The sequence below is a fragment of the Pseudomonas sp. V88_4 genome (assembly GCF_029967985.1).
Lineage (GTDB): Bacteria > Pseudomonadota > Gammaproteobacteria > Pseudomonadales > Pseudomonadaceae > Aquipseudomonas > Aquipseudomonas glycinae.
The window spans coordinates 66038-86816 of record NZ_JASCAF010000041.1 but is presented as its reverse complement, the minus strand read 5'-3'; the positions used below and the strand labels follow the sequence as shown (position 1 = coordinate 86816).

Annotated in this window: 19 protein-coding genes; 11 read left to right on the top strand and 8 right to left on the bottom strand. The window is 59.5% G+C overall.

The features are described 5' to 3' along the window. Nucleotides 1–96 precede the first annotated feature (96 nt). The 3 genes from QLG12_RS17735 to gcl all read right to left on the bottom strand — a co-directional run bounded on the left by QLG12_RS17735 (nt 97) and on the right by gcl (nt 3803). Nucleotides 97–990, bottom strand: a complete 894-nt coding sequence (locus QLG12_RS17735) for a 2-hydroxy-3-oxopropionate reductase (protein WP_085605836.1) — start codon at nt 988–990, stop codon at nt 97–99. Nucleotides 991–1157: 167 nt separating this feature from the next. Further along, on the bottom strand, nt 1158–1940 hold the full coding sequence (gene hyi, locus QLG12_RS17730; protein WP_011333102.1) for a hydroxypyruvate isomerase: 783 nt from the start codon (nt 1938–1940) through the stop codon (nt 1158–1160). 87 nt (nt 1941–2027) lie between these two features. Next, nucleotides 2028–3803 carry a glyoxylate carboligase gene (gene gcl, locus QLG12_RS17725; protein ID WP_064594456.1) on the bottom strand — a complete coding sequence of 592 codons (1776 nt, stop codon included), beginning with the start codon at nt 3801–3803 and terminating at the stop codon, nt 2028–2030. A 268-nt stretch (nt 3804–4071) separates the two neighbouring features. Between gcl and QLG12_RS17720 the strand changes: the two genes are divergently transcribed. Both QLG12_RS17720 and QLG12_RS17715 read left to right on the top strand, forming a co-directional pair. Continuing rightward, complete coding sequence (locus QLG12_RS17720) at nt 4072–4512, top strand: heme-binding protein (RefSeq protein WP_007959289.1); 441 nt, start codon at nt 4072–4074, stop codon at nt 4510–4512. Nucleotides 4513–4721: 209 nt separating this feature from the next. Then, nucleotides 4722–5180 (top strand): transposase, encoded by a 459-nt coding sequence (locus QLG12_RS17715; RefSeq protein WP_282475031.1) that lies wholly within the window; start codon nt 4722–4724, stop codon nt 5178–5180. Nucleotides 5181–5326: 146 nt separating this feature from the next. Here QLG12_RS17715 and QLG12_RS17710 read toward each other — a convergent pair whose 3' ends face one another. After that, nucleotides 5327–5932, bottom strand: coding sequence for a TetR/AcrR family transcriptional regulator (locus tag QLG12_RS17710; RefSeq protein ID WP_064378648.1), 606 nt, complete (start codon nt 5930–5932; stop codon nt 5327–5329). Nucleotides 5933–6066: 134 nt separating this feature from the next. Between QLG12_RS17710 and QLG12_RS17705 the strand changes: the two genes are divergently transcribed. After that, entirely contained in the window at nt 6067–6981 is a 915-nt protein-coding gene (locus QLG12_RS17705; RefSeq protein ID WP_282474991.1) for a DUF808 domain-containing protein, read from the top strand. 64 nt (nt 6982–7045) lie between these two features. On the opposite strand, the gene QLG12_RS17700 is transcribed toward QLG12_RS17705, so the two are convergent. Then, nucleotides 7046–7834 carry a VacJ family lipoprotein gene (locus QLG12_RS17700; protein ID WP_197869609.1) on the bottom strand — a complete coding sequence of 263 codons (789 nt, stop codon included), beginning with the start codon at nt 7832–7834 and terminating at the stop codon, nt 7046–7048. Next, a complete protein-coding gene (locus QLG12_RS17695; protein WP_197869608.1) occupies nt 7827–9125 on the bottom strand; it encodes a serine/threonine protein kinase in 1299 nt (432 codons plus the stop codon). Before QLG12_RS17695 ends, QLG12_RS17700 begins: the two co-directional genes overlap by 8 nt. A 223-nt stretch (nt 9126–9348) precedes the next feature. Between QLG12_RS17695 and QLG12_RS17690 the strand changes: the two genes are divergently transcribed. Continuing rightward, on the top strand, nt 9349–9717 hold the full coding sequence (locus tag QLG12_RS17690) for a hypothetical protein (protein ID WP_197869607.1): 369 nt from the start codon (nt 9349–9351) through the stop codon (nt 9715–9717). 122 nt (nt 9718–9839) lie between these two features. On the opposite strand, the gene QLG12_RS17685 is transcribed toward QLG12_RS17690, so the two are convergent. Continuing rightward, nucleotides 9840–11435, bottom strand: a complete 1596-nt coding sequence (locus QLG12_RS17685; protein ID WP_282474990.1) for a glycosyl hydrolase family 17 protein — start codon at nt 11433–11435, stop codon at nt 9840–9842. Nucleotides 11436–11722: 287 nt separating this feature from the next. Between QLG12_RS17685 and QLG12_RS17680 the strand changes: the two genes are divergently transcribed. The 3 genes from QLG12_RS17680 to QLG12_RS17670 all read left to right on the top strand — a co-directional run bounded on the left by QLG12_RS17680 (nt 11723) and on the right by QLG12_RS17670 (nt 14771). Next, a complete protein-coding gene (locus QLG12_RS17680; protein ID WP_197869605.1) occupies nt 11723–12574 on the top strand; it encodes a glycine betaine ABC transporter substrate-binding protein in 852 nt (283 codons plus the stop codon). Between the two features lie 230 nt (nt 12575–12804). Next, a complete protein-coding gene (locus tag QLG12_RS17675) occupies nt 12805–13116 on the top strand; it encodes a DUF485 domain-containing protein (RefSeq protein ID WP_011333111.1) in 312 nt (103 codons plus the stop codon). Continuing rightward, nucleotides 13113–14771: a cation acetate symporter gene (locus QLG12_RS17670; protein ID WP_011333112.1), complete on the top strand. Its 1659-nt coding sequence runs from the start codon at nt 13113–13115 to the stop codon at nt 14769–14771. The genes QLG12_RS17675 and QLG12_RS17670 overlap by 4 nt, the downstream gene beginning before the upstream one ends. 1030 nt (nt 14772–15801) lie before the next feature. Here the strand turns inward: QLG12_RS17670 and gltA are convergent. Next, nucleotides 15802–17091 (bottom strand): citrate synthase, encoded by a 1290-nt coding sequence (gene gltA, locus QLG12_RS17665; protein WP_007959044.1) that lies wholly within the window; start codon nt 17089–17091, stop codon nt 15802–15804. A 364-nt stretch (nt 17092–17455) separates the two neighbouring features. On the opposite strand from gltA, the gene sdhC reads away from it, so the two are divergent. From sdhC to QLG12_RS17645, 4 genes are read left to right on the top strand one after another with little or no spacing between them, the layout of a single operon-like run. Further along, nucleotides 17456–17830 carry a succinate dehydrogenase, cytochrome b556 subunit gene (gene sdhC / locus QLG12_RS17660; RefSeq protein WP_011333113.1) on the top strand — a complete coding sequence of 125 codons (375 nt, stop codon included), beginning with the start codon at nt 17456–17458 and terminating at the stop codon, nt 17828–17830. Then, a complete protein-coding gene (gene sdhD / locus QLG12_RS17655) occupies nt 17824–18192 on the top strand; it encodes a succinate dehydrogenase, hydrophobic membrane anchor protein (protein WP_007977503.1) in 369 nt (122 codons plus the stop codon). The genes sdhC and sdhD overlap by 7 nt, the downstream gene beginning before the upstream one ends. A 3-nt stretch (nt 18193–18195) precedes the next feature. Then, on the top strand, nt 18196–19968 hold the full coding sequence (gene sdhA, locus QLG12_RS17650) for a succinate dehydrogenase flavoprotein subunit (RefSeq protein WP_085655464.1): 1773 nt from the start codon (nt 18196–18198) through the stop codon (nt 19966–19968). Between the two features lie 11 nt (nt 19969–19979). Beyond that, a complete protein-coding gene (locus QLG12_RS17645; RefSeq protein WP_007959035.1) occupies nt 19980–20684 on the top strand; it encodes a succinate dehydrogenase iron-sulfur subunit in 705 nt (234 codons plus the stop codon). The last annotated feature ends 95 nt before the right edge of the window (nt 20685–20779 follow it).

Here is a 20779-nt window from a genome sequence, read left to right as displayed (position 1 = left end):
TTGCCAGCGATTCAGGCGCTGCGGTCTTTCAGGCCGAGCGAGTCGATGCCATCGCGGGCAAGCCCGCTCCCACAGGGAGCGGGTCAGGGACGCAACTTACTTCTTGTCGCGAATCGAGAAGTTGGCCATGTGTTCCAGGCCCTTGATCAGCGCCGAGTGGTCCCAGTTGCTGCCACCGATGGCCGCGCAGGTGCTGAACACTTGCTGGGCGTTGGCGGTGTTCGGCAGGTTGATGTTCAGCTCCTTGGCGCCTTGCAGGGCCAGGTTCAGGTCTTTCTGGTGCAGGCTGATACGGAAGCCCGGATCGAAGGTGCCCTTGATCATGCGCTCGCCGTGTACTTCGAGGATCTTCGAGGAGGCGAAACCGCCCATCAGCGCTTCACGCACCTTGGCCGGATCGGCACCGTTTTTCGAAGCGAACAGCAGGGCCTCGGCGACGGCCTGAATGTTCAGGGCAACGATGATCTGGTTCGCAACCTTGGCGGTCTGACCGTCGCCATTGCCGCCGACCAGGGTGATGTTCTTGCCCATGGCCTGGAACAGCGGCAGTGCGCGTTCGAAGGCATCGGCGTCGCCACCGACCATGATGCTCAGGGTCGCAGCCTTGGCACCGACTTCACCGCCGGACACCGGGGCGTCGAGGTATTGCGCGCCTTTCTCGTTGATCTTCGCCGCGAAAGCCTTGGTGGCGGTCGGCGAGATCGAGCTCATGTCGATCACGACCTTGCCTTTGCCGATGCCGGCCGCGACGCCGTCGGCGCGGAACAGCACGTCTTCGACCTGCGGGGTATCCGGCACCATGACGATGATGAATTCAGCTTCCTGGGCCACTTCGCGCGGGTTGGCCAGGGCAACGGCGCCAGCGGCGACCAGGTCGGCAGGGGCGGCGTCGTGGTGCGCCGACAGGAACAGGCTGTGACCGGCTTTCTGCAGGTTCGCCGCCATTGGGTGGCCCATGATGCCGGTGCCGATGAATCCGATTTTAGCCATGAGAAATTCCTCTTTTTATTCTGATGCTGCATGCCGTCTTAGAGACGCAGCAGATTCAATGTGGGAGCTGGCTTGCCAGCGATGGCGGTGGATCGGGCAACATGTTTGTTGTGTGTGCCGTCGCCATCGCGGGCAAGCCCGCTCCCACAGGGTTTTGTATTGCTCGTTCAGATTGCGTTGTGAGTCTTCAGCCAGCCGAGGCCTGCTTCAGTGGTGGTCAGCGGTTTGTACTCGCAGCCGACCCAGCCCTGATAACCGATGCGATCCAGGTGTTCGAACAGGAAGCGGTAGTTGATCTCGCCAGTGCCCGGCTCGTTGCGGCCCGGGTTGTCGGCCAGCTGCACATGGTTGATCTCGGCCAGGTGCGATTGCAGGGTGCGGGCCAGATCGCCTTCCATGATTTGCATGTGATAGATGTCGTATTGCAGGAACAGATTGGCGCTGCCGACCTGCTCGCGAATCGACAGGGCCTGCGCCGTGTTGTTCAGGTAGAAACCCGGGATGTCGCGGGTGTTGATCGCTTCCATCACCAGTTTGATGCCGACGGCTTGCAGCTTGTCGGCGGCGTACTTGAGGTTGGCGACGAAGGTCTTTTCAACGGTGGCATCGTCCACGCCCTGCGGACGGATACCGGCCAGGCAGTTGACCTGGGTGTTGCCCAGAACCTGCGCGTAAGCGATGGCCAGGTCGACCCCGGCGCGGAACTCTTCGACCCGGTCCGGCAGGCACGCGATACCGCGCTCGCCCTTGGCCCAGTCACCGGCCGGCAGGTTGAACAGCACTTGGGTCAGACCGTTGGCGTCGAGTCTGGCCTTGATTTCTGCGGAGCTGAAATCGTACGGGAACAGGTACTCGACACCGCTGAAGCCAGCCTTGGCGGCGGCGTCGAAACGGGCAAGGAAATCCTGTTCGGTGAACAGCATGGACAGGTTGGCTGCGAAACGCGGCATGGTGGTCTCCTAAAACGGTTTTGACGCGGGTGGTCAGACTAAACGCGATCAAGTCCCCTCTCCTGGGGGAGAGGGAGCCGGTTACGTTCAGTCGAGCAACGAAATCGCGGTAGGCGCATCGTTGCCGACCAGCGCCAGGTCTTCGAATTCGTTGACGGCGTTGATCTCGGTGCCCATGGAGATGTTGGTCACACGCTCCAGAATGATCTCGACGATCACCGGCACCTTGAACTCTTCGATCAGCTCTTCGGCCTTGCGCAGGGCAGGGGCGATGTCAGCCGGTTCGAACACACGCAGCGCCTTGCAGCCCAGGCCTTCGGCGACTGCCACGTGGTCGACACCATAACCGTTGAGTTCCGGCGCGTTCAGGTTATCGAAGGACAGCTGCACGCAGTAGTCCATATCGAACCCGCGCTGGGCCTGACGGATCAGCCCCAGGTACGAGTTGTTCACCACGACGTGGATGTACGGCAGTTTGAACTGAGCGCCGACCGCCAGTTCTTCGATCATGAACTGGAAGTCATAGTCCCCCGACAGGGCCACGACTTTACGGTTCGGATCGGCCTTCACCACGCCCAGCGCTGCCGGAATGGTCCAGCCCAACGGGCCGGCCTGGCCGCAGTTGATCCAGTGGCGCGGTTTGTAGACGTGCAGGAACTGCGCGCCGGCAATCTGCGACAGACCAATGGTGCTGACGTAGCAGGTGTCCTTGCCGAACACCTGGTTCATTTCTTCGTAAACGCGCTGCGGCTTGACCGGCACGTTGTCGAAGTGGGTCTTGCGATGCAGGCTGGCCTTGCGCTGCTGGCAATCCTGCAGCCAGGCGCTGCGGTTTTTCAGCTTGCCGGCGGCTTGCCATTCACGGGCGACTTCGATGAACACGGTCAGCGCGGCAGCCGCGTCGGAAACAATGCCCAGGTCCGGGGTGAACACGCGGCCGATCTGGGTCGGTTCGATGTCGACGTGAATGAACTTGCGGCCTTCGGTGTAAACGTCGACCGAGCCGGTGTGGCGGTTGGCCCAGCGGTTGCCGACACCCAGCACCACGTCGGACTTGAGCAGGGTGGCGTTGCCATAGCGGTGCGAAGTCTGCAGACCGACCATGCCGACCATCAGCGGGTGATCGTCCGGGATGGTGCCCCAGCCCATCAGGGTCGGAATAACCGGAATGCCGGTCAGCTCGGCGAACTCGACCAGCAGCTCGCTGGCGTCGGCGTTGATGATGCCGCCGCCGGCCACCAGCAATGGACGCTCGGCCTGATCGAGCATCGCCAGGGCTTTTTCGACTTGCACGCGGGTCGCGCTCGGCTTGGCCAGCGGCAGTGGCTGGTAGGCGTCGATGTCGAATTCGATTTCAGCCATCTGCACATCGAACGGCAGGTCGATCAGCACCGGGCCTGGACGGCCGGAGCGCATTTCGTAAAAGGCTTTCTGGAAGGCGTAAGGCACCTGGCCCGGCTCCAGAACGGTGGTCGCCCATTTGGTCACCGGCTTGACGATGCTGGTGATGTCGACGGCCTGGAAGTCTTCCTTGTGCATACGGGCGCGGGGTGCTTGACCGGTGATGCAGAGGATCGGGATCGAGTCCGCGGAGGCGCTGTACAGACCGGTGACCATGTCGGTACCGGCCGGGCCGGAAGTACCGATGCACACGCCGATGTTGCCGGCCTTGGTGCGGGTGTAGCCCTCGGCCATGTGCGAGGCGCCTTCAACGTGGCGAGCGAGGACGTGATCGATGCCACCGACTTTCTGCAGGGCGGAGTACAGCGGGTTGATTGCAGCGCCCGGAATGCCAAAAGCGGTATCAACCCCTTCACGGCGCATCACCAGAACGGCGGCTTCGATTGCTCTCATTTTGCTCATGGTTTTGTGCCTCTTTACGTTTTGTAATTGTATACAAGTGGCTTTGCGCAGAGTGTATTCACGGCGGACGGCGCAGGTCAATCCATTTTCTCAAGCGTCTGTTTCATTCGTCGGAAGCCCGTTCCGCTGTGGCTTTTCGTCGCATGAGGCGCTTTTCGAGAATTATTGTATACAAAAAAATAATTCATTGTGTTCTATTTGTTGCGCCGGGCTGCGGCAGAAAAGCGCAGCCCAACGACTTTCCCAATAACAAAATGAGGACGGCACCATGAGCGCTTTAACCTTGAAAGTCGCAGTCAAGCTGGTCAACGAAGCTATCAGCGCAGGGCGGGCCATCTCCGCTGCGCCGCTGACCATTGCAGTACTGGATACCGGCGGCCACCTGGTCACCTTGCAACGCGAAGACGGCGCCAGCCTGTTGCGCCCGAACATCGCCATCGGCAAAGCTTGGGGCGCTATCGCTCTTGGCAAGGGCTCACGCCTGCTGGCGCTGGACGCGCAACAACGCCCGGCGTTCATCGCCGCACTTAACAGCATGGGGCAGGGCAGCGTCGTGCCGGCACCGGGTGGTGTGCTGATTCGTGATCAGGCGGGGAACGTGCTGGGTGCGATCGGCATCAGCGGCGATCTGTCGGACATCGATGAGCAGGTGGCAATCAAGGCCGTAGAGGCCCTGGACCTGCGGGCGGATGCGGGGGTGGCTGCGTGATGTGCGGCGTTTGATCGAAAGTCATCGCTGCAAGCCAGCTCCCACACATTGTGCGTTGAATTAAAACTCTGCGAACGACACAAAACCCTGTGGGAGCTGGCTTGCCAGCGATGGCGGTCTTACTGACACATCCAGATAACAGACTGACCCAGTCAAAGGAATCATTGAGGTCTAGCCTTCTGATGAACTCATCAGAAAGGGGCAACGGATTGCCTGATCTTCCTGCTTCGCATCGTCTGCGAACCGGTCGCTATGCCGAGCCGAATCAAATCTATTTACTGACTTCAAACACTCTTGATCGAGAACCGATCTTTGCCGATTTGGCGTTGGGCAGACTGTTTGTTCATCAACTTCGTCGCGCACAGGACCACGGAATGGCGAAATCGTTGGCGTGGGTTGTGATGCCCGATCATTTTCACTGGCTGGTCGAGCTGGAAAATTGCTCTCTCCGCAAACTGATGCGCGAGACCAAATCCCTGATTGCGCGAGAGGTGAATCTGCACAGTGGCAGACATGGGCCATTATGGCAGCAGGGTTACCATGACCGGGCGTTGAGGCGGGAAGATGACTTGGTGAAAATGGCACGGTATGTAGTGGCCAACCCTTTGTGCGCTGGGCTGGTGGGTAAAATCGGCGACTATCCGCTGTGGGATGCAGTTTGGCTTTAGCAACTTTGAACCGAGTTGCCTTCATCGCTGGCAAGCCAGCTCCCACAGGGATGTGTGTTGTTTGCTAAATCTGAATTCAGCACAGAAATCTGTGGGGGCTGCGGTGCGACGATTCGACTTGCTCGAGATAGGCGCACCGCGAATTTTCAGTCCGGCTCGCAGCCCTTGAGCACCAACCGGATGATGGTTTGTGCTGCCGCTTCATAATCGGCTTCGTCGAGTTTGTCCTTGCCGGTGATGGCGGAGATCTGCCAGTCGAAGTCGGCGTAGGTCTGGGTTGCGGCCCAGATGCTGAACATCAGGTGGTTGGGGTCGATCGGGGCGATCTGGCCGCGGTCGATCCAGGTCTGGATGCAGTCGATGTTGTGCTTGGCCTGGCCGTTGAGCTGCTCGACCAGGTCGGCGCTCAGGTGCGGGGCGCCGTGCATGATTTCGCTGGCGAACACCTTGGAGGCAAAGGGCAGGTCGCGGGAGATGCGGATCTTCGAGCGGATGTAGCCGCTCAGCACTTCGCTTGGTACGCCGTCCGGATTGAACGGGGTCGAGGCCTGCAGAATCGGCACGATGATACTTTCCAGCACCTCGCGGTAGAGGTTTTCCTTGGACTTGAAGTAGTAATAGACGTTGGGCTTGGGCAGTCCTGCCTTGGCGGCGATGTCGCTGGTTTTGGTCGCAGCGAAGCCCTTGTCGGCAAACTCTTCACTGGCTGCACGCAGGATCAGTTCTTTGTTGCGCTCGCGGATTGTGCTCATAAACCCGGTGGTTCCTTGCCTGTTCTGGCGGTTGCGCATGGTAGCACCGGCCTCGCGCGGCGCTCAACAATGCCCCGTGTGGCCCGCAGTCGCGGTATGCTGCGCGGCATTATTCACATAAGGAAACATGATTCATGGCAGGAAGCAGTTTGCTGGTGCTGATCGACGACATCGCCACCGTTCTGGACGACGTTGCGTTGATGACCAAAATGGCTGCCAAGAAGACCGCCGGCGTGCTCGGCGACGACTTGGCGCTCAATGCCCAGCAGGTCTCCGGCGTACGCGCGGAGCGGGAAATCCCCGTCGTTTGGGCGGTGGCCAAGGGTTCTTTCGTCAACAAACTGATCCTGGTGCCGTCGGCGCTGGCGATCAGTGCGTTCGTGCCGTGGCTGGTGACGCCACTGTTGATGGTCGGTGGCGCTTACCTGTGTTTCGAAGGTTTCGAAAAACTCGCGCACAAGTTCCTGCACAGCAAGGCCGAGGACGAGGCCGAGCACGCCCAGTTGGTTGAGGCCGTGGCTGATCCGGCAACCGATCTGGTGGCGTACGAGAAGGACAAAATCAAAGGCGCGATCCGCACCGACTTTATCCTCTCGGCGGAAATCATCGCCATCACCCTCGGCACCGTGGCCGATGCTTCGCTGACCCAGCAAGTGATCGTGATGTCGGGCATCGCCATCGTCATGACCGTCGGCGTTTACGGTTTGGTGGCCGGTATCGTCAAACTCGATGACCTCGGTCTGTGGCTGACCCAGAAGCCCGGGCAGATGGCCAAAAACATCGGCAACAGCATTCTGCGTGCGGCGCCGTACATGATGAAAGGCCTGTCTGTGATCGGTACGGCAGCGATGTTCCTGGTGGGCGGCGGCATCCTGACCCACGGTGTGCCGGTGGTGCATCACTGGATCGAAAGCGTCGGCGCGGCGGCCGGTGGCGCCGGGTTCGTGGTGCCGATGCTGTTGAACGGCGTGGCGGGGATCATCGCGGGTGCGGTGGTGCTGGCCGGTGTATCCGTGATCGGCAAAGTCTGGAAAGCGCTGAAGGGTTGAATCCTGAGGCAAACAAAAAGGCCATTCGACTCGCATCGAATGGCCTTTTTTGTGGCTGGCGTTTTTACTCGGCGATCTGCAACTTGCGCGACTCGGTGTAGACGTAGCGCACCTTTTCGTACTCGAACGGTGAGTTCAGCTGACCGTAGCGGAAGCTGGTCTGGTAGCGCTTGTCGACGGCGCGCAAGGCCCAGACTTCCGGATGGTTGGAACTGACTTCCGAAACGTTGAGGAAGTTGATCGCGGATTCGGCGGTGTAATCCACAGCCAGGCCTGCGGTATCGCGCAGGTTCGACGGGCCGAGGATCGGCAGCACGAAGTAAGCACCGCCCGGTACGCCGTAGAAGCCCAGGGTCTGGCCGAAGTCTTCGTTCTGGCGCGGCAGGCCCATGGCGGTGGCCGGATCCCAGAGCCCGGCGATGCCGATAGTGGTGTTGAGCAGCAGGCGCGCGGTGGTTTCCATCGAGCGCTTGCCCTTGAACTGCAACAGGCTGTTGACCAGGTTCGGTACGTCGCCAATGTTGTTGAAGAAGTTGCTCACGCCGGTGCGCACGAAGCTCGGGGTGACGTAGCGATAGCCATTGACCACCGGCAGGAACACCCATTGGTCGAAGCGGTAGTTGAAGTGGTAGACGCGGCGGTTCCACTCTTCCAGCGGGTCATAGACGTTCAGCGCGCTGAGGGTCGAGCGCTCGAACTCGCGCTGATCCAGCCCCGGGTTGAACTTGAGTTTGGACAGCGGCTCCTTGAAGCCGTCGCTGTCGATGACCACCGGTGCATTGGCTTTGCTGTTGTCGGCCTGGGCCATACCTGCACTGAGGAGTGCTGCAATCAGCAGGAGATATTTAGCCACGGAAGAACTCCAGCATGGCGTCGCTGTTGACGCGGTAGTTAAGGTTGCCGCAATGGCCGCCCAGCGGGTAAACGGTCAGGCGATCACCGAAGGTTTTGCGCAGGAAACCGAGGTCGCCCGGGCCGAGGATCACGTCGTCGGCATTGTGCATGACGGCGATTTTCGGGCTGTCGTGCAGGTAATCCTTCAAGGCGTACAGGCTCACCTGATCGATCAGCTGCAGCAGGCTGCCGCCGTCGGTGCGGGCGCGCCACATCGGGATCACCTGTTCGGTGAGGTAGCAGTCGAAGTCGCATTGCAGCGCACGCTTGAGGAACGGCGTGAGGCTGGTGCCTTCGGTGATCGGGAATTTCGGCGGAGTGATCAGGCCGCGACGGTTGATCAGGTCCGAAGTGAACGCGATATCGGCCGCCGAGAAGCGGAATGACGTGCCGATCAGCATCGCCATCTGCTCGTTGCTCAAGTGTTGCTTGGACTGCTGGAAGTCGTAGAGCAGCGCATCGTTGAGGTCGATGTAGCCCTTTTGCTGGAAGTAGCGGGTCAGTTTGTTCAGCACCAGTTCATAGAAGGTGGTGCTGTTGTTGATGCCCTTGACCTCGGTCTGTACCAGCTTGTCGAGGTTGGTAATCGAGGTGTAGAGGTTGACTGGCGGATTCAGCAGCAGGACTTTCTTGAAGTTGAAGCTGCGACGGGTTTCATCCAGATGGGCGACGAACGCCGCGTCCAGCGCACCCAGGCTGTAGCCGCTGAGGTAATAGTCAGTGACCGGCACTTTCGGGTTTTGCGCCCGCACCGCCTGCATCACCCGGTACATGTCTTCGGCGTCTTCCTTGGTCACGCCGGGGGTGGCGAAACGCGAGGCGGCGCTCATGAAGTCGAAGCTGGTCGGCGATGACAGCTGCACGACGTGGTAGCCAGCCTTGTAATAAAGCTTCTTCAGGTACTCGTTGAGCGTGCTGTCATAACGCGCGCCGGTGCCGGCGATCAGGAAGATCAGCGGTGCGGCCTTGTCCTGGGTGGCGATGCGGTAGGTCAGTTTTTTCACCGGCCAGAAATTGTCCGGCAGGATGAATTCGCGCTCGGGGCGCAGGGTGACGCTGCGGTCGGCCTGATCGATGTCGTCGTCCACTGGCAGTTCCGGGCGCAAGTCCGGCGGCGTGGTAGCGATGGTCGCCTCGAATGGATTGGTCAGGGGATAGCCATAGCTGGCGGCGTCGATATCCACCGCCAGTGCGGACGCACTCAGAATAAGGCCGCCAAACAGGGCGGCGAAGCGCAAGGAACGGAGCATGACTGGATCCCTTAGAGGAAGGTGCCGAATGAAGTTCGCAGGCTATGACCACCGGGGTTGCGCCAAAGTGCCATGCCTCGGCACCAAACTGACGGAATTCGGAGTAATAGTAGCCGGACGATACACTTTGCAAGGAAGGAATGACCAGTTAAGAGTTGTTAGTCCTTGCGTATGCGCCGCGGCAGATTAAGCTGGCCGCCGATTTCATCGATTGGAGTGTTCCATGTCCCGCCGCTTGCCCGTGATTCTGCTGCTCGTTCTGTTGCCGCTGTGGCTGGCTGCCAGTTATGGCGCGCGTTATGGCTTCATGGAGGACGCGCAGTGGGTGGGCATCTGCGTGGATGAGGCGAGCCGCTGGGAATGCTCGGTGCGCTCGAATCTGGGCCTGATGATTCATTTCCAGCTGCTTGGCTGGGCGGCGGTCGTGGCTGCGGTGATCGGTTTTGTCGTCCCGGGCCGGGCAGGGTGGTGGCTGGCGGTGCTGGCGCTGGTGTTCGGGTTGCCTGGGCTGGCGCTGTACAACACGACGCTGGCGGTGTTTGCGGTGGTGATTGCCGGTTTGCGACTGGTTAGAGCGCCTCGCGGCGTCTGACAGTCAGCCATCGCTGGCAAGCCAGCTCCCACACTTGATCCATGTAGATACAGAACCTGTGGCAGGCAGGAATCCTGTGGGAGCTGGCTTGCCAGCGAAGAGGCCGGTTCAGCCTCTGAAGATCAGCCCTTGCGAACCCGCAGGCAGCGCCATAGTGCAGCCACCATCAACACGCTGACCAGCGCCCAGCCCCAGGCCTGCTGATTCTGCAGTCCTTCGCTGTAGAGCTGCGGCGCAATGCCGGCGCCGATGATGAAGGTCAGCAGGGCGATCTCTCGACGGGCCACGGGCACTGGACGGCACAGGTAAACCAGCGCCGGCAGGATGAACGCCACGCTCGGGAAGCTGCGATAGCGCGGATCGAACACCAACTCCAGCATCATCACCGCAGCGGCAAAACCGGCTGCCGCCACCAGCCAGCCGGCCCGTCGCTCGAAAGCGTTGAACGCCCGTTCACGCCAGCCATTACGGGCGCTCAAGGTCAGCGCGGCATGGGCCAGCACCAACAGATTCAGAGCCGTCAGCAAGCCGACCCAGAGCCATTCGCTGGCAAATCGCGTGGTCACCCGCGCCAGATCACCCCAGGCACCGATCGAGCAGGCGGCGAGGGCGCCGAGCAGCGGCAGGATCAGCGCCGAGCGCGTCGTGCGAACCCGGCCGCCCAGCAGTAATGTGCCGAGGACGATCAGCCCGCCGACCGCCAGCCACTGCGACCAGTACGGCACGTTCGACACCGGGCCGGCCAGCACGCCTTTGTCCTGGCGATCCGCATCGAACAGCCCCCAGTAACCGCCGACCGCGCCTTCGCTGCCGCGCTTCCATGGCTGGTCGAACGCTTCGACCAGGTTGTAACGCCAGCCTTCCTTCTCGGCCATCGCGACGAAACCACGAATAAATCTGGCTTCGTTTTCGCGGCTCGGTATTGCTGTCTTGCGTTGCCGACCTTCGCTCGGCCAACCCGTTTCGCCGATCATTATTTCTTTCGACTCAAATGTATTGCCGAAGCTGCGACGTATTTCGGCCACATGGGACAATGCCACATCGACACCCCATGGATGATCTTCCCAATACGGCAATAAATGAATGGTGATGAAGTCAACTGCCGGCGCGACTTCCGGGTGCTTGAGCCAGAACTCCCAGACATCGGCATAGGTCACCGGCTGCTTGATGTGGCTCTTGACCTTGTTGATCAGCTTCGCCAACTGCGCGCCGGTCACTTCATTGCGCAGCAAGGCTTCGTTGCCGACGATCACGGCGCTGACCACGTCCGGGTTGGCATTGGCCGAGGCGATCAGCAAGTCGACTTCCTTCTCGGTGGCCACCGGATTGCTGTTGACCCACGCGCCGCTCATCAACTTCAAACCATGTTTGCGCGCCAGATCCGGCAGCGCTTCGAGACCGCTCATTGAGTAGGTGCGGATGCATTCAAAGCGGGTGGCGAGCAGGGCGAGGTCGGCGTCCATGCGCTCCGGGCGCAGTTTGAACGGCACGTCGAACGGCGACTGGTCTTTATCGAACGGGGTGTAGGAGGCGCATTGCAACTTGTGGGTCGGGGTGGCGACGTCCGGCAGGATCACCGGTTTACCGAGGCCGTACCAGAAACCGCACAGGGCAAACAGCCCGAGCAGGCAGGCGAACAGATAAGGAAGAAAGGGGAAGCGGGAAGTCGCGGACATGGTCAGGCCGAGTGGCTGCAAAGCGACGCATGTTACCTGCATTTATAAGCAGGTTGGTGGCCCGCACGATTTTGACATGCAAAGTTCGGGCGGATTGTCTGGCGCCAAATATCCGGACGCAGTTAATGGCGTTCTGATGTCGTTTCTCGTTGCTTCGAGGTCGCTGGCAGAGCAGGTCTTATCGGGCGTCAGGTTGATGATCAAAAGCGTCAGTACTCCGCTGATGTTCGAACGAGTTTGCGGTCAGGCGTGATGGGGGCGCTGTGCACCATAACAATACGTTGACGATGCCCGGCATCCGTCGGGCGCAGCATTTCGGGGAAGTAACGATGAAGATGCGACGACTTTTAGGCGCAGGTGCCGCTCTGGTACTTGCGATGAGCTCCACTTTCGCCAGCGCTGAAAAACAGACCCTGAACATCGGTTACGTTGACGGCTGGTCCGACAGCGTCGCGACCACTCACGTGGCAGCCGAAGTGATCAAGCAGAAACTCGGCTACGACGTGAAACTGCAGGCCGTGGCCACCGGCATCATGTGGCAGGGCGTTGCCACCGGCAAACTCGACGCCATGCTCTCGGCCTGGCTGCCGGTGACTCACGGCGAATACTGGACCAAGAACAAGGATCAGGTCGTCGATTACGGCCCGAACTTCAAGGACGCGAAAATCGGTCTGATCGTGCCGGAGTACGTCAAGGCCAAGTCGATCGAGGACCTGAAAACCGACGACTCCTTCAAGAATCGCATCGTCGGCATCGACGCGGGCTCAGGCGTGATGCTCAAGACCGATCAGGCGATCAAGGATTACGGCCTCGACAAATACACCCTCAAGGCCAGTTCCGGCGCCGGCATGATTGCCGAGCTGACCCGCGCCGAGAAGAAAAACGAATCCATTGCCGTCACCGGCTGGGTGCCGCACTGGATGTTCGCCAAGTGGAAACTGCGCTTCCTCGACGACCCGAAAGGCGTATACGGGGCGGCTGAAACCGTGAACAGCATCGGCAGCAAGGAACTGGCGACCAAGGCGCCGGAAGTGGCCAAGTTCCTGAAGAACTTCCAGTGGGCTTCGAAAGACGAAATCGGCGAAGTCATGCTGGCGATTCAGGACGGTGCAAAACCTGACGTAGCGGCCAAGGATTGGGTTGCCAAGCACCCTGAGCGTGTTGCCGACTGGACCAAGTGATCTAAGCCGAAGCGTCTAATCTGCGCTTTCCAGGGCCGCCCGACATGACCGTCGGGCGGCCTTTTTTGTTTGTCCTCTATTAATAGGAAGGGGTGGGCGTTTTCGGCTGGTCTGGAAATTGGCAAAAACGTCATGGCGTTCTACTACTAAGGTCGTCTGGAACCCGGCTCGCAGCCGCATACAGTGGATATGTTCCAAAAATAAAAATCTGTGCTGCGAGGATAAAAACAATGAACGACAGCATTTACCTCTCGATTCAGAACAGCCCGCGCTTCAAGGAGCTGGTCAAGAAAAGAGAAAGGTTCGCCTGGATACTCTCGGCGATCATGCTCGGGCTTTATTCCGGCTTCATCCTTCTGATCGCGTACGGGCCGCAAGTGCTCGGGACGAAAATCAGTCCCGAATCATCCATCACCTGGGGCATCCCGATCGGTGTCGGACTGATTGTCTCGGCCTTCATCCTGACCGGCATTTACGTACGTCGCGCCAATGGCGAGTTTGACGACCTGAACAATGCGATTCTGAAGGAGGCTCAGCAATGATCCGGCGTCTACTGGCTCTTTTGAGCATCGCAGCGTTCGCTCCGGCCGTCTGGGCCGCTGACGCCCTGACCGGCGAAGTCCACAAACAACCACTCAACGTTTCCGCGATCGTCATGTTCGTGGTGTTCGTTGGCGCGACCTTGTGCATCACCTACTGGGCGTCCAAGCGCAACAAATCGGCGGCCGACTACTATGCGGCGGGCGGCAAGATCACCGGTTTCCAGAACGGTCTGGCAATTGCCGGTGACTACATGTCGGCGGCGTCCTTCCTGGGTATTTCCGCGCTGGTGTTTACCTCCGGCTACGACGGCCTGATCTACTCGATCGGCTTCCTGGTGGGCTGGCCGATTATTCTGTTCCTGATCGCCGAGCGTCTGCGTAACCTGGGCAAATACACCTTTGCCGACGTGGCGTCCTACCGCCTCGGGCAAACCCAGATTCGCACGCTGTCGGCCTGCGGTTCGCTGGTGGTGGTAGCGTTCTACCTGATCGCGCAAATGGTCGGTGCCGGCAAGCTGATCCAGCTGCTGTTCGGTCTCGACTACCACGTCGCGGTGATTCTGGTCGGTATCCTGATGTGCCTGTACGTGCTGTTCGGCGGCATGCTGGCGACCACCTGGGTGCAGATTATCAAGGCGGTGCTGTTGCTGTCCGGTGCCTCGTTCATGGCGCTGATGGTGATGAAGCACGTCAACTTCGACTTCAACACCCTGTTCTCCGAAGCGATCAAGGTTCACGCCAAGGGCGAAGCGATCATGAGCCCGGGCGGTCTGGTAAAGGATCCGATCTCGGCGTTCTCCCTGGGGCTGGCACTGATGTTCGGTACCGCCGGCCTGCCGCACATCCTGATGCGTTTCTTCACCGTGAGCGATGCGAAAGAAGCCCGTAAGAGCGTGCTGTACGCGACCGGTTTCATTGGCTACTTCTACATCCTGACCTTCATCATCGGCTTCGGCGCGATCCTGCTGGTCAGCACCAACCCGGCCTTTAAAGATGCGGCGGGCGCTCTGCTCGGCGGCAACAACATGGCGGCGGTGCACCTGGCTAACGCCGTAGGCGGCAGCGTGTTCCTCGGCTTCATCTCGGCGGTAGCGTTCGCGACCATTCTGGCGGTCGTGGCCGGCCTGACCCTGGCCGGGGCTTCGGCGGTGTCTCACGACCTGTACGCCAGCGTGATCAAGAAGGGCAAGGCCAACGAGAAGGATGAGATCCGCGTTTCGAAGATCACCACCATCGCGCTGGGCGTTCTGGCCATTGGCCTGGGCATCCTGTTCGAAAGCCAGAACATTGCGTTCATGGTGGGTCTGGCGTTCTCCATCGCGGCAAGCTGCAACTTCCCGGTGCTGCTGCTTTCGATGTACTGGAAGAAGCTGACCACCCGTGGCGCCATGATTGGCGGCTGGCTGGGCCTGGTGAGTGCGGTGGGTCTGATGATTCTTGGCCCGACCATCTGGGTGCAGATTCTGCATCATGAGAAGGCGATCTTCCCTTACGAGTATCCGGCGTTGTTCTCGATGATCATTGCGTTTATCGGGATCTGGTTCTTCTCGGTCACCGATAAGTCGGCCGAAGCCGAGAATGAGCGTGCGCTGTTCTTCCCGCAGTTTGTGCGTTCGCAGACTGGGTTGGGGGCTAGTGGGGCGGTTTCGCACTGAGGCTTCTAGGTTGAATATGTAGGTTGAGTTGGATGGAAGTGCCCTGGTCGAGAGATTGGGGCATTTTTTTGTGGGCGGTTATCGGACTTTCTTTGGGGTGGTTTTGATTTGTGTGTATATCCGTTGCTGCGGTAACGGCTTCTTGGGGTTTCGCCCTTACGGCGAGTCACCTTTTCCAAGCGCCGAAAAGGTAACCCAAAAGGCTTTACCCTGACGTACGGCCCTCGCTGTGGCTCGGGTTCCTTCGCTCCGGGATTGATCCGGGGGCATCGCCTACGGTTTGCTTCGCTGCACCTCCTCTCGATGCATGCGGCTGCGCCGCACGGTCGCTGCGCTCCCACCCCCGGATCAATCCCTCCACTCAGCCTGCCGACGGGCCCTGAGATCAAAAGCTTTACTCGAGCTAACGCTCATCGTGTTGAGTGGTGAGGAGCACGGTGTGGTCGACTTTGGTTTTGTGGTGGATTCACCCCTCTCCCCTAGGAGAGGGAGCCGATTGGTGTGCTTTTCAAAGCCTGAGTTCAACTCGGTAATTCATGTCGGCGTACCTCTCCCAAACACCCCGATCAGTCCCCTCTCCCTACGGGCGGTCCGACGTTTCGGGAGGGCTAGGGTGAGGGGCTCTTGATCTGCTTTTGATTTTTTGCCACTTCGGCAGGCCGAGCGGAGGTGTCCATCAGGGGGTAGGCGCGCAGCGCCGTGCGGCGCAGCCGCATACATCGAGAGGAGGTGCAGCGAAGCAAACCGTAGGCGATGCCCCCTGATGGACACCGTAGCGAGGGAACACTGAGCCTAAGCGAAGTGCCGTACGCCGGGGCAAAAGCCTTTTGGTTCCTTTTTGGCGTTTGAAAAAGGGACTCGCTGTAAGAGCGAAACCGCCAGCGGCAGCACCCGAAGCAACGGATATACACCCAATCAACAAAAAAACAGTCGGCCCAAAGGCCGCTGAGATGCCCAAAACGAAAAACGGCCCCCATTCACATGGAGGCCGTTTCCGGTAATACGCTAAGACGCTATCGCAAGAAAGCTCTTATTTGCGGTCTTCCAGCTTGGTGATATCCCGCGACTCGTAGCCAGTGTACAGCTGGCGCGGACGGCCAATCTTGTACGGGCTGGAGAGCATTTCCTTCCAGTGCGAGATCCAGCCGACAGTACGTGCCAGGGCGAAGATCACAGTGAACATGCTGGTCGGAATGCCGATCGCCTTGAGGATGATCCCCGAGTAGAAGTCGACGTTCGGGTACAGCGAGCGCTCGATGAAGTACGGATCGGTCAGGGCGATCTCTTCCAGGCGCATGGCCAGTTCGAGTTGCGGATCGTTCTGGATGCCCAGTTCCTTCAGCACTTCGTCGCAGGTCTGCTTCATTACAGTCGCGCGAGGGTCGCGGTTCTTGTAGACGCGGTGACCGAAGCCCATCAGCTTGAACGGATCGTTCTTGTCCTTGGCCTTGGCGATGAACTTGTCGATGTTCGAAACATCGCCGATTTCATCGAGCATGGTCAGCACGGCTTCGTTCGCACCGCCGTGGGCAGGGCCCCACAGTGCGGCGATGCCGGCGGCGATGCAGGCGAACGGGTTGGCGCCCGAGGAGCCCGCCAGACGCACGGTGGAGGTCGAGGCGTTCTGCTCGTGGTCGGCGTGGAGGATGAAGATCCGGTCCATGGCCTTGGCGAGTACCGGGCTGATCGGTTTGATCTCGCACGGGGTGTTGAACATCATGTGCAGGAAGTTTTCCGCATACGACAGGTCGTTGCGCGGGTACATCATGGGTTGGCCCATGGAGTACTTGTAAACCATCGCGGCCAGGGTCGGCATCTTGGCAACCAGGCGGATCGCGGAAATTTCGCGATGCTGCGGGTTATTGATGTCGAGGGAGTCGTGGTAGAAGGCCGAGAGGGCGCCGACTACACCACACATGACGGCCATTGGGTGGGCGTCACGGCGGAAGCCGTTGAAGAAGGTTTTCAGCTGTTCGTGAACCATGGTGTGGTTCTTCACGGTGCCGACGAACTGGGCCTTTTGCTCTGCAGTCGGCAGTTCGCCGTTCAGCAGCAGGTAGCAGGTTTCCAGGTAGTCCGACTTTTCAGCCAGCTGTTCGATCGGGTAGCCGCGGTGCAGCAGGATGCCGTTGTCGCCGTCGATATAGGTGATCTTCGATTCGCAGGAAGCGGTCGACATGAAACCGGGGTCGAAAGTGAAGCGGCCCGTGGCCGTCAGGCCCCGAACATCGATAACATCGGGACCAACGGTGCCGGTTAAAATGGGCAGCTCGACGGGGGCTGCGCCCTCGATGATCAACTGCGCTTTTTTGTCAGCCATGTGGCCTCCTATTTATGCTTGAAATCATCAGACAGACCCCCCACGCAGGGCCCGCACCACTATAGTGAGATAAATTCGAATGTCAATTTGCCTAAAGTCTTGCTCCAGAAGGCTTTAACCGTACTTTTTCCTCGAAATTGCCTGCCATTTACGCCTTTTATACGACTTGTGCAATCCGCTATTGGGGGTAGGCGATTGCGTTGTCATTAGTAGCCTAACTGTCTATACTCGGCGACCGACCGCCAAGGGCTTTTGGGCTTGCTTTCATTGGGGGTCGCATCCCTGGGTGGTGGTTACCTGACCAGTGCACTCCCCAACAACTTTGCCCTGATTGTTAGGGGCTCTTCAGTGTGAAAAAAAAGCCGTGAAAAGCCAACGACCTGTAAACCTAGACCTAAGGACCATCAAACTCCCCATCACCGGCGTTACGTCGTTTCTTCACCGTGTTTCCGGCATCATCCTCTTCCTGGGCCTTGGCATCATGCTTTATGCATTGGGCAAATCCCTGGGTTCCGAGGAAGGTTATGTCGAGGTGAAGGCATGCTTGACCAGCCCGCTGGCCAAGTTCGTAGCATGGGGCCTCCTGTCCGCTCTTCTGTATCACCTGGTTGCCGGTGTGCGCCACTTGATCATGGACATGGGCATCGGTGAGACGCTGGAAGGCGGCCGCCTGGGCTCGAAACTGATCATCGCCGTTTCCGTGGTGCTGATCGTTCTGGCAGGAGTTTGGATATGGTAACCAGCGTTACAAACCTTTCGCGTTCGGGCCTCTATGACTGGATGGCACAGCGTGTGTCTGCGGTCGTTCTCGCGGCTTATTTCATATTCCTGATCGGCTACCTCGCCGCGAACCCGGGCATTGGCTACGACCAATGGCACGGCCTGTTCGCCCACAACGGAATGCGTATCTTCAGTCTGCTGGCACTGGTTGCCCTGGGCGCTCACGCCTGGGTCGGCATGTGGACCATCGCGACCGACTACCTGACGCCAATGGCGCTGGGCAAGTCCGCGACTGCAGTACGTTTCCTTTTCCAGGCAGTATGCGGCGTCGCGATGTTCGCTTACTTCGTCTGGGGTGTGCAGATTCTCTGGGGTATCTGATTCATGGCTAACATTCCAACGATTTCTTTCGACGCCATCATTATTGGTGGCGGCGGTGCCGGCATGCGCGCAGCGCTGCAACTGGCACAGGGCGGTCACAAGACGGCCGTGATCACCAAGGTTTTCCCGACCCGTTCGCACACTGTGTCCGCACAGGGCGGGATCACCTGCGCCATCGCTTCGGCCGACCCGAACGATGACTGGCGCTGGCACATGTACGATACCGTCAAGGGTTCCGACTACATCGGTGACCAGGACGCTATCGAATACATGTGTCAGGAAGGCCCGGCTGCCGTATTCGAGCTGGACCACATGGGTCTGCCGTTCTCGCGTACCGAACAGGGCCGTATCTACCAGCGTCCGTTCGGCGGTCAGTCGAAGGATTACGGTAAAGGCGGGCAGGCTGCCCGTACCTGCGCCGCTTCCGACCGTACCGGTCACGCGCTGCTGCACACCCTTTATCAGGGCAACCTGAAAGCCGGTACCACGTTCCTGAACGAGTACTACGCTGTCGACCTGGTGAAAAACCAGGAAGGCGAATTCGTCGGTGTGATCGCGATCTGCATCGAAACCGGCGAAACCACCTACATCCGCGCCAAAGCCACCGTACTGGCTACCGGCGGTGCAGGTCGTATCTATGCATCCACCACCAACGCCCTGATCAACACCGGTGACGGCGTCGGCATGGCTCTGCGTGCTGGCGTGCCGGTACAAGACATCGAAATGTGGCAGTTCCACCCGACCGGCATCGCCGGCGCCGGTGTACTGGTGACCGAAGGTTGCCGTGGTGAAGGTGGTTATCTGATCAACAAGCACGGCGAGCGTTTCATGGAGCGTTATGCTCCGAACGCCAAAGACCTTGCCGGTCGTGACGTGGTTGCCCGTTCGATGGTTAAAGAGATCATCGCCGGCAACGGTTGCGGTCCGAATGGCGACCACGTAATGCTCAAACTCGACCATCTGGGCGAGGAAGTGCTGCACAGCCGTCTGCCAGGTATCTGCGAACTGTCGAAGACTTTCGCACACGTTGACCCGGTGGTTGCTCCGGTTCCGGTTGTTCCGACTTGCCACTACATGATGGGCGGCGTTGCCACCAACATTCACGGCCAGGCGATCACCCAGGACGCCGAAGGCGTGGATCAGATCATCCCTGGTCTGTTCGCGGTAGGTGAAGTGGCTTGCGTATCGGTTCACGGTGCCAACCGTCTGGGCGGCAACTCGCTGCTCGACCTGGTGGTATTCGGCCGCGCTGCCGGCCTGCACCTGGAAAAGGCGCTGACCGACGGCATCGAATACGACGACGCTACCGAAGCCGACATCGAAGCTGCCCTGGCGCGTCTGAACGCCCTGAACAGCCGTACCGACGGCGAAGACGTCGCTACTCTGCGTCGCGAGCTGCAAAGCTGCATGCAGAACTACTTCGGCGTATTCCGTACCGGCGAATACATGCAGAAGGGTATTGCCCAGCTGGCCGATCTGCGCAAACGCATCGCCAACGTGAAGATCAACGACAAGTCGCAGGCGTTCAACACTGCACGTATCGAAGCGCTGGAGCTGCAAAACCTACTGGAAGTGGCTGAAGCTACCGCCATCGCTGCCGAAGTACGTAAAGAGTCCCGCGGCGCTCACGCCCGTGAAGACTTCGAAGACCGTGACGACGAAAACTGGCTGTGCCACACCCTTTACTTCCCGGGTGAGAAACGCGTCGCCAAGCGTGCCGTGAACTTCTCGCCGAAGACTGTTCCGACTTTCGAACCTAAAGTCCGGACTTATTAAGGGTGACCGCCATGTTGCAAGTCAGTGTTTATCGTTACAACCCTGATCAGGACGCTGCGCCGTTCATGCAGGAATTCCAGGTCGATACCGGTGGTAAAGACCTGATGGTGCTGGACGTGCTGGCCCTGATCAAAGAGCAGGACGAAGGTTTCTCCTATCGTCGCTCCTGCCGTGAAGGCGTCTGCGGCTCCGACGGCATGAACATCAACGGCAAGAACGGCCTGGCGTGCATCACGCCGCTGTCCGCTGTCGTCAAAGGTAACAAGCTGATCGTTCGTCCGCTGCCAGGTTTGCCGGTTATCCGTGACCTGGTTGTCGATATGAGCATCTTCTACAAGCAATACGAGAAGGTTAAGCCATTCCTGCAGAACGACACGCCGGCTCCGGCCATCGAGCGTCTGCAGTCCCCTGAGGAGCGTGAAAAGCTCGACGGTCTGTACGAGTGCATCCTGTGCGCCTGCTGCTCGACCTCTTGCCCGTCCTTCTGGTGGAACCCGGACAAGTTCCTGGGTCCAGCTGCCCTGCTGCAAGCGTACCGCTTCCTGGCAGACAGCCGTGATACCAAGACGTCCGAGCGTCTGGCGTCCCTCGATGACCCGTTCAGCGTTTTCCGCTGCCGGGGCATCATGAACTGCGTCAACGTATGTCCGAAAGGCCTGAACCCGACTAAGGCCATCGGTCACATCCGTAACATGCTGCTTTCGAGCGGCGTGTGATTCAGCTGCTGTAACCGCTGTACCCGCAGAGGGCTTCGGCGCGGGCTTCAACCCGCGCCATGGCTATAACCAGAGCAGCAGCCATAAGCTGCGGC